This is a genomic window from Prevotella sp. BV3P1 (genome assembly GCF_000479005.1).
Classification (GTDB): domain Bacteria; phylum Bacteroidota; class Bacteroidia; order Bacteroidales; family Bacteroidaceae; genus Prevotella.
The window spans coordinates 34,724-47,313 of the sequence record NZ_AWXC01000041.1; the positions used below are offsets into that span (position 1 = coordinate 34,724).

Here is a 12,590-nt window from a genome sequence, read left to right on the forward strand (position 1 = left end):
CTGACCATTTTTCTTGACAAAATCATCGCTCCCTGGTATTCATGGCGATGACCCGTGGCAGCCTTTTGGTATGCCGATGAACTGTTGAGGGGCAAACCTTACGGCGTATAACCCGATTGTAAAAGAATGTAAATATCTGCATGTGAGCGGGGAAAACGTGAATAATTTCGTATTTTTGCAGTTACAAACGATGTTCGTTTGTCCAAAAGGGCTAATATTTATACATGGCACAACGTGTTTTTCATCAACGACTCACCTTGGGATTTAAGTGTGGCTTAGCACTCTTTACGATGCTTGTCGTCTATCTTTTTTGGATTAAGCAAGCTATATTTGGGCTGTTGGTCGTTATCATCATCGTGGGCATGATTGAACGTGTGCTGCACACCACCTATACTTTTGCGTGTGTCAAACCCATTGACCGTGATGAGGAGATGGAATTTCTGTTGATAGACAAAGGGCGTTTTTCGCGAAGTCAGAGCGTCCCTCTTCGCGATGTCATACAATGTAGGGTGATGCACACCAATTTTGGACTATCTCATTATTTGCTTATCGAGTATGGTGCCCATCATTTGGTGGCGGTTCAACCCAAGGACGAACGGGCGTTTGTCGAAGAATTAACAAAGCGTCAGCAGGCGGAGGATGCGTCTTCCGCATTACAAAACACATGAATAAATTAAGATTTCTTTCCTGTTTGCTTGTTCTGGGCATGTATATGCCTCTGCAGGCGCAGGTGGTTTACGAAGACATAGCGGATAACGACAGTTCGGAAGTGACCGACGTGGCCTTGATGGACACGCTCTCGGACGATAGCGTGGCACTGCCTTGGCCACAAAATGCGCAAGCACGAATTGACAAATTGCTTACGCACAAGATGTTTGAAACCTCGCAGTTGGGACTGATGGTGTACGACCTCACGGCCGACAGTGTCATCTACGCCCACAACGAGCGTCAACTGATGCGCCCCGCCAGCACCATGAAAGTGGTCACAGCCATCACCGCACTCGACAAGTTGGGAGGCAGTTATCAGTTCAAAACCGCACTTTATTACACCGGAACGATACAAAATCGCACCCTCATGGGTGATCTCTACTGCGTTGGGGGCTTCGATCCGCAGTTCGGTAGGGATGACATGCGTGCCTTTACCGATTGTATGAAAACGCTTGGCGTGGACACCATACGCGGTAATCTGTATGCCGACAAAAGTATGAAAGACCTTGACGTGTTGGGTGAAGGATGGTGTTGGGACGACGACAATCCCGTGTTGTCACCCTTGGTGTATCGCCGTAAAGACCATTTCATGACCGAGTTTGAGAAAGAGCTGCGTGAGGCCGGCATCCAAGTGGAAGCTTTCAGTTCGGTAGCAAAGTGCCCTGCCGAAGCCATTCGCATCTGTGAACGGACGCACAGCATTGACCAAATCTTGCTGCCGATGATGAAAAAGAGCGACAATCTGTACGCTGAGGCGCTGTTCTATCAGCTGGTATCGCGTGAAAACGGTCGAACGGTGACGGCCAAAGAGGCGCGGTCGGTGGTACGCCGACTAATAAATAAGGTGGGACTGGATGCCTCTCGGTATAAAATTGCTGACGGCAGCGGACTGTCATTGTACAATTATGTCAGTGTAGAACTGTTAGTGAAGTTGCTCAAATATGGCTATCAACACCAAAATATCTACAACCATCTGCTGCCATCGATGCCAACTGCGGGTGTGGATGGTACGTTGAAGAAACGCCTGAGAGATACTTATACCCGCGGAAAGGTGTGGGCCAAGACGGGCACCGTGACGGGTGTGACCAGTCTGGCGGGCTATTGTGAGGCTTCAAACGGGCACCTGCTGTGCTTTGCCATCATCAACCAAGGGGTGATGTACGGAAAAAACGGACGCGCTTTTCAAGACAGAGTTTGCCATGCGTTGTGCTTGCCATGACGTATAGGTTAAGATAAATTATTCATGAATAAACAATAAAAGATTATGTGGGATATTACAGAAACAATGGAGCAGATACGAAGTGTTGTGGAAGATCTGATTCAGATGTGTGGAATTACAGGTGCGGCAGTACCCGTTGTACGCTATGTGTCGATGTCGTTGGCAGCCATTTTCTTTTCTTGGCTCAGCTATATTATCGCCAAAAAACTGCTGATTCCTGTCATTGAGAAGCTCACTGCACGGACGAATGCCACGTGGGACGAGGTGTTGCTCAACCACGATGTGCTGCTCAAGGTTTGTGCCATCGTTCCAGCGGTAGTCATTTACAAACTCTTGCCGTTGGTGTTCTATGAAGCACCTTTTGTGCAAGAGATGCTCAACCGGCTCACCAGCATCTACATCACGGTGACCTCGGTGCAGTTAGGCATTGCCGTAATCAACTCGTTCCGCCATCTTGAGAACACACAGAACTCGAGTAGGCAGCAGTATTTGCAGTCGTTCTGCGGCGTATTGAAGATAGTTGCCATTTTCATCGGTGTCATCGTGGTGGTAGCCTTGGTGATAGACAAGAGTCCGATGAAGCTGTTTGCCGGTCTGGGTGCTACCTCTGCCGTGTTGATGTTGGTGTTCAAGGACACCATCGAGGGTCTGGTGGCCGGCATCCGTCTCACCAGTAACGACATGATTCGGCGTGGTGACTGGATTACGGTGCCGTCGACACCCGTGGATGGTGAGGTGATGGAGATGACGCTTACCACCGTGAAGGTGCAGAATTTTGACAACACCATTGTGACGGTGTCGCCCAAGACGTTGGTCGAAGGGTCGTTCCAAAACTGGAAAGGCATGCAGGAAAGTGGCGGAAGACGTGTGCAACGACTGGTTTATTTCGACTTTTTATCTATCAAACCGGCAACGCAAGAGCTGAAGGATATGTGCCAGGAAAAGGGATTTTTGACGGTGCAAGAGCTGAAAGGCGACCTCACAAACTTGGGTTTGTATCGAAAGTACATGGAAAACTGGCTCAAACAATCGCCCGAGGTGAATACAGAACTCACTTGCATGGTACGCCAATTAGAGGCTACGAATACGGGTTTGCCCATCCAGTTTTACTTCTTCCTGAGCAACAAGGAATGGATTGTCTACGAACATAACATGGCCGAAATCATGGAGTGGGCGTACACCATGGCGCCAGTGTTTGGCTTGCACATCTACGAACGTCCTTCTGTAATGCCTCAAGGCAAGCTGCTGTCGAGATAAAAAATAAAAAATAAATTGTAAATCGGTGCAAGATTTCAATGTTTTCGTCATTCTATCAGTAGATAACTAAAACAGAATAGATATGATGAAACATTTTTTTCCTTTAATCGGTGCATGTTGTTTGTCGGTTGGTATGCTGGCATCGTGTAGTGAAGACGATCCTGTTGCACCTAACATTAAGTATAATCCGGGAACCATCAAGCTGACAACAGCACAGCAAGCGCAAGTAGAAAACAGCAATGAGTTTGCGTGGAAGTTCTTTAAAGAGGTGTCGAAAGGTGAGCAGCAAGACGTGTTTGTTTCGCCGCTGAGCGTGACTTATGCGCTCGGCATGCTTGCCAATGGGGCGGTAGGAGATACGCAGAAAGAAATCTTGGAGGGTCTTGAGTTCCGTTCAGGCAAGGTGCAAGACATCAATTCTCTTTGTCATCAACTCATGATAGAATCGCCAAAGTTGGACAAGTCGACCAAGGTTTCGATGGCGAATGCAGTAGTTGCGAACAAAAACAAACCGCTGCAGCCCGACTTTAAGAACGTGGTTGAAAAACAATATCAAGCGCTTGTAACCAATCAAGATTTCAGTTCGCCGGCCACCTTGTCATTGATCAACCTGTGGGCGAGTGAACAAACGCACGGTATGGTGCCGAAATTGTTGGATCGTGTCCATCCAGATGCGGTTACATATCTACTCAATGCGTTGTATTTCAAAGGCCTTTGGTATCACAAGTTTGATAAAAAACGTACACAGCAAGAATCGTTTACGCAGGCGGATGGCAAGAAGTTGACGGTGAAAATGATGCATCAGAAAGAGCGATTCTTTGCTGCTGAGAACGACAACTATCAGACCGTGGTGCTTCCATACGGCAATGGATCGTACGAAATGGTGGTGCTCTTGCCTCGTGAGGGAAAGGATTTGTCGAGCTTGTTGCAGACCATGGATGCCAAAAAGTGGAAAGACAACCTGAAGAGCACGCATAGCAGCGAGGTTGATTTGAAGCTTCCACGCTTTACATCTGCGTACACCCGTGAGTTGAACGACGTGTTGAAGCTGTTAGGGATGAACACAATGTTTGAGCGTGGCAAGGCCGATTTGACAAAAATGTCAATGGCAAAAGCTTTCGTTTCCATGGTTTTACAGAAGGCAAAGATCGAGGTTGATGAGGAAGGCTCAAAGGCAGCAGCTGTCACGGTGGTTGAGACACTTGATGCAGCTGTACCTCCTTCTAAGCCCATTATGTTCCATGCCAACCGTCCTTTCATGTATGCCATTGTTGAACACAGTACGGGTACCATCTTTTTCATGGGTACTTATCAAGGCAAGTAAATGGTTCTTAGACCGTTGGCAGATTGCTCTTTCAGTGGAAGAAATAAAAAGGGGCGACGTTACATCAGTAGCGTCGCCCTTACAATTGATTGTTATGACGTGTTTATCCGTAGATAATTTTTCCGTTTTCGTCTTTATATTCATCCAATCCTTTCTCGTAAGTGGCCATGGCGCGCAGGCTCATTCCCACGTTAGAGAAACCGCCATCGTGATAAAGGTTCTGCATGGTGACCTTCTTGGTGAGATCAGAGAACATCACGATGCAATAGTCTGCACACTCTTCTGCCGATGCGTTGCCCAGTGGAGACATGCGGTTGGCAAAGTCGAAGAGCTTGTCCATGCCTTTAATTCCCTCACCGGCCGTGGTCATGGTAGGCGATTGAGAGATGGTGTTGATGCGCACATGTTTCTCTCGGCCATAGATATATCCAAAGCTACGCGCGATGCTTTCCAACAAAGCTTTGGCATCTGCCATGTCGTTATAGCCGAAGAAAGTGCGTTGTGCGGCTACATAACTGAGCGCAACGATAGACCCATATTCGTTAATGGCATCCAATTTCTTGGCGCTTTGTATCATCTTATGGAAAGAAACAGCCGAAATATCGAGCGTCGTGTCTAACATTTTGTAGTCCAAATCGTCGTAAGTACGATGCTTACGAACGTTGGGTGACATGCCGATGGCATGCAACACGAAGTCGATTTTGCCACCAAGAATCTCCATAGACTGCTTGAACACATTCTCCAAGTCCTCCACGCTGGTAGCATCAGCGGGTATTACTTCGCAGTGAAGCTTTTCGGATAAGGCACTTACAGTACCCATTCTCACTGCTACGGGCGTGTTTGATAATGTGATTTTAGCACCTTCTTCAACAGCTCTTTCAGCTACTTTCCAAGCGATAGATCGCTCATTAAGGGCACCAAAGACGATGCCTCTTTTTCCTAATAATAAGTTGTTGCTCATATTTATATATTAAGAGTTTGGCAACAAAGGTACGTAAAAATAATGAAATAGCTGTTCTGCCCTCCTTAGAAGTTGTTCCCTATTTCTTCTTAGGCTTTTTATCTTTCGGTGTTGGCGTTTTCTTTTTGTTTTCTAAAGCATTGTCCTTCTTGAATTTAGTGAGCTGTGCTTTCGTTTGATGTGCATTTTGTTTCTGTTGGTCCGCCCATGCATCAATGAAGCGACCCCCTTCGGTAGAAACGCCAAAGTCAAGCTCAGGCAATTCTCTTCTTTCCTTGGAGCGGTATGGAACCTTGATGATATCCGCCGACTCGATGCGTTCTACCGTCACCATGGCAACGCCGTCGGCGAGTATTCCCAACTCTTTGGCTGCTCTCCACGACAGGTCAATAATCCTTCCTCGCGTGAATGGTCCCCTATCAGTTACCTTGACAATGACCTCTTGCTTGTTAGAAGGATTGGTTACCTTTAACAATGTTCCAAATGGATAGGTGCGATGGGCGCACGTCATGCTATCATGATGCAGTCTTTCACCGCTGGCTGTGCGTGTTCCAGTCGCTTTTTTAGAATAATAAGTGGCTTTACCCTTCTGCTTTTGAGCCAGCAGAAAGGTAAAGCCTGTCAGTAGAATTAAAAATAAAATACTTATTTTTTGAAACTTCACCCTACGTTATTTTGGGTTTATACCACACCCTGTTCCATCATGGCATGGGCTACTTTCATGAATCCGGCCACGTTAGCACCCTTCACATAGTTGATGTATCCGTCGGGTTGTGTGCCGTATTTCACGCATTGTTCGTGGATAGAGTGCATGATGTAGTGCAACTTTTCGTCTACTTCTGCCTCGCTCCAAGTGAGTCGGATAGAGTTTTGAGTCATCTCAAGACCCGATGTTGCCACACCACCTGCATTCACTGCCTTGCCAGGAGCAAAGAGTTGTCCAGCTGCAACGAACTTATCAACAGCTTCAGCTGTACATCCCATGTTACTTACTTCTGCTACACAGAGAGGTTTGTTGGCCAAAATGCGGTCAGCATCTTCACCGTTCAATTCGTTTTGAGTAGCACATGTCAAGTAAATATCGGCTTTCTGTTCCCAAGGTTTCTTGCCTTCATGGAATTCAGAGCCTGCGAATTTGTCGGCGTATGGTTTGCAAACGTCATTGCCGCTGCTGCGTAATTCGAGCATGTAAGCAATCTTTTCGCCGCTGATGCCATTGGGATCGTAGATGTAACCGTCAGGACCACTAATGGTAATCACCTTTCCTCCCAGCTCTGTGGCTTTGAGAGCAGCGCCCCATGCTACGTTACCGAAACCGCTGATGGCAAATGTTTTACCCTTGATGTCAATATTGCGTGTCTGCAACATTTGATTCACAAAGTACAAAGCACCGAATCCTGTTGCTTCTGGACGAATGCGAGAGCCGCCATATTCCAAACCCTTACCGGTGAGAACGCCTTCCCAGCGACCTACCAACTTCTTGTATTGACCGAACAAATAACCAATTTCACGACCACCAACACCAATATCTCCAGCGGGAACGTCAGTGCTCGGGCCAATATATTTGTAGAGTTCAGACATGAACGATTGGCAGAATCTCATGACTTCGGCATCACTTCTTCCACGAATGGAGAAGTCAGAACCACCTTTAGCACCACCCATAGGTAAGGTTGTCAATGCGTTTTTGAAGGTTTGTTCAAAGCCCAAGAACTTCATAATAGATAAGTTAACAGATGGGTGGAAACGCAATCCGCCTTTGTACGGACCAATGGCGCCGTTGAATTGTACGCGATAGCCGATGTTAACATGAACCTCTCCCTGGTCGTCTACCCAAGGTACGCGGAACATGATGACGCGCTCTGGCTCAACAATGCGCTCTATGATTTTAGCTTTCTCAAACTCAGGATGCTCGTTGTACACGTCCTTTACGGATATAAGCACCTCTTTGACAGCTTGTAAATACTCAGATTCGCCTGGATGCTTCTTCTCCAGGTCTTGCATGATTTTTTCAATTTCCATAGTAGAATTTATTTAATTAGTTGGTTATACATGTCATGGATAGTATCCAAGACGTGGCAAATATAGTTTTTTTATAAATACCCACCAAATATAAAAGGATAAATTCTAGTTTCAATGTTTATAAATGTGAAAACTGATGGAAATACACCTTATATAATAGTTGGCGTTTGGATAGATGAAAGTTCATTGGAAATTTGTACATATACATTGTATTTCCTACATTTGTCGTGTCGATATTGTCCAATCAAAGACGGACCTTCATTTTGGAAACCTCTTTCGTTTGGTTAGTTCTTACTTCTTGAAATAAACATTTATGAGCGATTCTGTGCCTTCTCAATGGCGTAATTTTTTATTGAAGGATGTGACTTTTGTCAACCTCATGATGAGACGTATTTATAATGTCTTAATCGTTGCCAACCCCTATGACGCTTTCATGTTGGAAGATGACGGCAGGGTAGAGGAGAAAATTTTCAACGAATATATGGAGTTGGGTTTACGCTATCCGCCCACCTTTACACAGGTGAGCACCACGGAAGAGGCTACCCGCATACTTCAGTCCACACCGATAGATTTGGTGATATGTATGCCAGGTACCGCTGACGATGACGCTTTTACCGTGGCACGCAATATTAAAGACGCCTTTCCCGACATTCATTGCATTGTTCTCACGCCTTTTTCTCACGGAATTACGCATAGGATGGAGAACGAAGACCTGAGCATTTTCGATTATGTGTTTTGTTGGTTGGGAAACACCAATCTCATTATGTCTATCATCAAGCTGATGGAAGACAAGATGAACTTGGAACACGACATCACCGAAGGGGGCGTGCAAATGATATTGTTGGTAGAGGACAGCATTCGTTTTTACAGTTCTATATTGCCGAATCTGTACAGTTACATATTGGTGCAGAACAAGCATTTGTCCTTTGAGGCATTGAATCGACATGCCGCTACGTTGCGCATGCGTGGTCGTCCAAAGGTGGTTTTGGCACGAACTTATGAGGAAGCGATGGATTATTACAATCGTTTTGCGGACAATATATTAGGCGTTATCAGCGATGCCCGTTATCCTAAGGGCGGAGTGAAAGACCCCGAAGCGGGCTTGAAGCTGTTGCGTGAGATTCGCAAGCGCAACCCTTATCTGCCTTTAGTGGTGGAAAGTTCAGAGTCGAGCAATCGAGAAAAGACCGAAAGGGAGGGCTTTCGCTTTGTTGACAAGAACTCGAAGATGATGGGAATAGACCTCCGTCATATCTTTGAAGAACACATGGGCTTTGGCGATTTCATCTTTAGAGACCCGCATACTCGTCAGGAAATCATGCGTGTGCATTCGCTCAAGGAGCTGCAAGACAATATTTTTAAGATACCGGATGATTCGTTTCGCTTTCATGTCTCACGCAATCACATGAGCCGTTGGCTTAGCGCACGCTCAATTTTCCCCATCTCCGAGTTTCTTAAAAACATCACTTGGGACAAGTTGCAAGACTTGCAAGCGCATCGGCAAATCATCTTCGATGCCATTTTGCAGTATCGTAAGATGAAAAACATAGGCGTGGTAGCGGTGTTCGACCGATTGAAATTCGATCAATATGCCCACTTCGCACGTATTGGCGAAGGCTCGTTGGGCGGGAAAGGACGTGGCCTTGCTTTCTTAGACCATATCATCAAGATGCACCCCGACTTTAATCAGTACGAAGGAGTGAAAGTGCAAATCCCAAAAACGCTGGTGCTTTGTACAGATTTGTTCGACCAATTCATGGACGAGAACAATCTTTATGACGTTGCTTTGAGCGATGCGACGGACGAAGAGATTCTGCACTGCTTCTTGAAAGCCAAGTTGCCAGAGCGTCTGCGCGACGACTTTATCACGTTTTTCGATGCCACCAAGAGTCCGATAGCCATTCGTTCCAGTTCGTTGTTAGAAGACTCGCATTATCAACCCTTTGCCGGAATCTATTCCACTTACATGATTCCCTCGCTTGATGACAAGCAAGTGATGCTCCAAATGTTGGCTTGTGCCATCAAGGGCGTGTATGCATCGGTGTTCTATCATGATTCCAAGGCTTACATGACGGCTACCCGCAATCTTATCGATCAAGAAAAAATGGCGGTCATCCTGCAAGAAGTGGTGGGTAAGCAGTATGGTACGCACTATTATCCCAAGATAAGTGGGGTGTTGCGCTCGCTGAATTATTATCCAATTGGCAACGAAAAAGCCGAGGAGGGCATTGCCTCGTTGGCATTGGGGTTGGGCAAATACATCGTCGATGGCGGTCAAACTTTGCGTGTATCCCCTTATCATCCTCACCATGTCTTGCAGACCAGTGAACTGGAAAAGGCGTTGCGCGAGACCCAAACGCAATTCTATGCCCTCGACACGGCTCACGTGGGACAGGATTTTCAGGTAGACGACGGTTTCAATATTCTTAAGTTAGGTGTCAAGTCTGCCGAGACAGATGGCTCCCTGCAATATATTGCGTCAACTTACGACCCATACAATCAGATCATGAGGGATGGACTGTACGACGGAGGGCGCAAGGTGATATCTTTCTGCAATGTGCTACAACACGATGTGTTCCCTTTGGCACCCATCATGCAAATGGCGATGAATTATGGTGCGGAGAGCATGCGGTGTCCCGTAGAAATAGAGTTTGCCTGTGATATCAATGCCGATAGGACCGGGGAATTCTACTTATTGCAAATCCGTCCCATTGTCGATTCCAAGCAAAGGCTCGACGAGGACGTTGTCGCCATCGCCGATGAACGGTGTCTGTTGCGTTCGCACAACTCGTTAGGGCATGGCATCATGGACGATGTTTGTGACGTTGTTTACGTAAAAACCAACGCTTCTTTCACAGCGAAGAATAATCCTGCGATTGTAGGGGAGATAGAAAAGCTCAATGAGCAGTTCTTGTCACGAAGTCAAGGTTATGTGTTGATAGGTCCGGGACGTTGGGGCTCGAGTGATTCTTGGTTGGGCATTCCAGTAAAGTGGCCACAAATCAGCGGTGCAAAGATCATTGTCGAAACCACATTAAACAACTACCGTATCGACCCAAGTCAAGGCACGCACTTCTTCCAAAACCTCACCAGTTTTGGTGTGGGCTATTTTACGATTGATGAGGTGGGTGGCAGTGGCTTGTTCAGACAAGATGTTTTGGATGCTATGCCAGCTGTCGAAGAAACCACTTATGTTCGCCATGTTCGGTTTGACGTCCCATTGCGTATTTTGATGGACGGTCAGAAGCAAGAGGGAGTGGTACTCTTTCCTACAACATAGAGAACGGTTTGGCGGCTCGTGGGGAATGAATCCCTATGTTCATCACAGCTCTTTCATTGACGAAAGGTATTTTGTTGGAAAAACAATCTTTGATCTTTTGCATCAATTGTTGTGCAACAATTCTCCTTCAATGAAAGAGCTGCGTCTTTTAAGCCATGTCATTTTTGGTCAACCAACCCGTTGTTTTTGTCTTATTATTTTACCAAAAAACGGCCATTCAAAATCTTCAAAATAGAAAAAATCAATAGGCAAACGAACTGCAAAAATGGGCTGATTTTATCAAAATAAATGCCTTTTCATGTTGAAACATTGATTTAATGGTCTTGTAAACATGTATTAGGGGCGTTATTCACATGCTTCAGCAGCATTAAAGCATGCAAATTGCAGGCTTATCTCAATGGGTTAGTCGCCAAAAAATGGTAAAAATAGGAATGAAAAGAGTTGTATCAAACGTAACATCTTTAATGTCAATAAATTACAAACATCGCTCATTTCTCGCGTATTTGCGACCAACTTTGATGTTGGTGATTTACACGCGAGTTATGAGAGGCACTTTGTAAAGAAAAATCGGAGTGGAATCTGACGGTTTAGTCATGCGGATGATTGAGAACGACAACAGCTTGTCAGCCCTTGGAACCTACGCCATGACAGCCTAATATCTAAATCCGAGACTTGAGTTGGGTTAATAAAATGTCAGTCGGAAGGTGGTCAGTCCGTCGGTCTTGTCGGTGATAAGGTCGATGGAGCCATTGCAAGCCTGCATGATTTGTCGTGAAATGGACAGACCAATGCCGCTTCCCTGCGGCTTGGTGGTGAAGAAGGGCACGAAGATGTGGCTTGCCACGTCATCGGGAATCAATGCTCCGTTGTCGGTGATGTCGATGATGACGGATTCCTGCGCGTTGGTGTATGCGCGCAGTGTGATTTGTCCTTCCTCTCCGATGGCCTCGGAAGCGTTTTTCAGCAGGTTGTTGACCACCCTGCTGACGAGGCTCTCGTCGGCATACACCAGCAAGTCGCCGGGTTCTACCTCGTAGCTCATGTTCACGTCGGACTTTAACATCGGACGAATGAGGCTCACCATGCGCTCGAGGAACGGTCTGACATAGAATAATGTGGGTGTGGGCGTGGGCACATGTGTGAACTTGCGATAATTCTCCACAAAGCGCATCAATTCCTTGCCAGTTCTGCTGATGACCTCTAAACCCTGACGTTGTTCGCCCTGTGAGTTTTGTAGTAGGGTATCGCTGAGGGATATGATGGGTGTGACGGTGTTCATGATTTCATGGGTGAGCACGCGGATGAGCTTTACCCAGCTGTCTATCTCTTGGTTGGCCAGCTCGCCTTTGATGTCGCTGAATCCGATGATGCGCACCCGACGGCTCTTGAGCGTTGTGTGGGTCTCGCGCAGAGAGAATCCCGCCATCTTTTCCTTGATCTGATTGATGTGGGTGATGGTCTCCACCTGCAGCAGGTTGAGCGCAGCACGGTTGCTGCGGAGCACAATGCCCCGCTCCACGTCAACCACCAAGATGCCCGTATCCACCGAATCGAGTATGAGCTCAAAGTATTTTTCCCGTTCTATCTGTTCATCCCGGGCGTGTTGTAGGATTTCCTTCACGCGGTTGAGCGACTCGTTGAGCAAAAGCTCGCTGCCGTACTTCTTATTGACGGGAAACTGGAAAGTATAGTCGCCGATATCTATGGCGTTGAACATGAACGTCACTTTGCCAAGGTCGCGCCGATACCGTCGCCACAGTTGCAGATAGGCAACGAGGGCGGTAAGTAGTGCCAGGCAGAGTATGATGACAATTACGTTCAT

General features: G+C 46.6%; 9 protein-coding genes. 5 read left to right on the forward strand and 4 right to left on the reverse strand.

All coding sequences use genetic code 11. The features are described from left to right. The first annotated feature begins 224 nt into the window (after positions 1–224). The 4 genes from HMPREF1254_RS07235 to HMPREF1254_RS07250 all read left to right on the forward strand — a co-directional run bounded on the left by HMPREF1254_RS07235 (position 225) and on the right by HMPREF1254_RS07250 (position 4,508). On the forward strand, positions 225–668 hold the full coding sequence (locus HMPREF1254_RS07235; RefSeq protein WP_036874153.1) for a PH domain-containing protein: 444 nt from the start codon (positions 225–227) through the stop codon (positions 666–668). Continuing rightward, on the forward strand, positions 665–1,927 hold the full coding sequence (dacB, locus tag HMPREF1254_RS07240) for a D-alanyl-D-alanine carboxypeptidase/D-alanyl-D-alanine endopeptidase (protein ID WP_023058002.1): 1,263 nt from the start codon (positions 665–667) through the stop codon (positions 1,925–1,927). The genes HMPREF1254_RS07235 and dacB overlap by 4 nt, the downstream gene beginning before the upstream one ends. A 45-nt stretch (positions 1,928–1,972) precedes the next feature. Next, entirely contained in the window at positions 1,973–3,184 is a 1,212-nt protein-coding gene (locus HMPREF1254_RS07245) for a mechanosensitive ion channel family protein (RefSeq protein WP_023058066.1), read from the forward strand. A gap of 82 nt (positions 3,185–3,266) precedes the next feature. After that, positions 3,267–4,508 carry a serpin family protein gene (locus HMPREF1254_RS07250; protein WP_023058076.1) on the forward strand — a complete coding sequence of 414 codons (1,242 nt, stop codon included), beginning with the start codon at positions 3,267–3,269 and terminating at the stop codon, positions 4,506–4,508. Positions 4,509–4,611: 103 nt separating this feature from the next. Here HMPREF1254_RS07250 and HMPREF1254_RS07255 read toward each other — a convergent pair whose 3' ends face one another. From HMPREF1254_RS07255 to gdhA, 3 genes are all read right to left on the reverse strand, one after another. Continuing rightward, positions 4,612–5,469 carry an enoyl-ACP reductase FabI gene (locus HMPREF1254_RS07255; RefSeq protein WP_023058027.1) on the reverse strand — a complete coding sequence of 286 codons (858 nt, stop codon included), beginning with the start codon at positions 5,467–5,469 and terminating at the stop codon, positions 4,612–4,614. A 79-nt stretch (positions 5,470–5,548) separates the two neighbouring features. Then, entirely contained in the window at positions 5,549–6,133 is a 585-nt protein-coding gene (locus HMPREF1254_RS07260; RefSeq protein WP_023058115.1) for a septal ring lytic transglycosylase RlpA family protein, read from the reverse strand. Positions 6,134–6,150: 17 nt separating this feature from the next. Further along, a complete protein-coding gene (gene gdhA, locus HMPREF1254_RS07265) occupies positions 6,151–7,488 on the reverse strand; it encodes an NADP-specific glutamate dehydrogenase (RefSeq protein WP_023058058.1) in 1,338 nt (445 codons plus the stop codon). A gap of 313 nt (positions 7,489–7,801) precedes the next feature. Here gdhA and HMPREF1254_RS07270 point away from each other — a divergent pair, with 313 nt between their 5' ends. Further along, a complete protein-coding gene (locus HMPREF1254_RS07270; protein WP_023058044.1) occupies positions 7,802–10,768 on the forward strand; it encodes a PEP/pyruvate-binding domain-containing protein in 2,967 nt (988 codons plus the stop codon). Between the two features lie 682 nt (positions 10,769–11,450). On the opposite strand, the gene HMPREF1254_RS07275 is transcribed toward HMPREF1254_RS07270, so the two are convergent. Then, positions 11,451–12,590, reverse strand: a complete 1,140-nt coding sequence (locus HMPREF1254_RS07275; RefSeq protein WP_023058010.1) for a sensor histidine kinase — start codon at positions 12,588–12,590, stop codon at positions 11,451–11,453.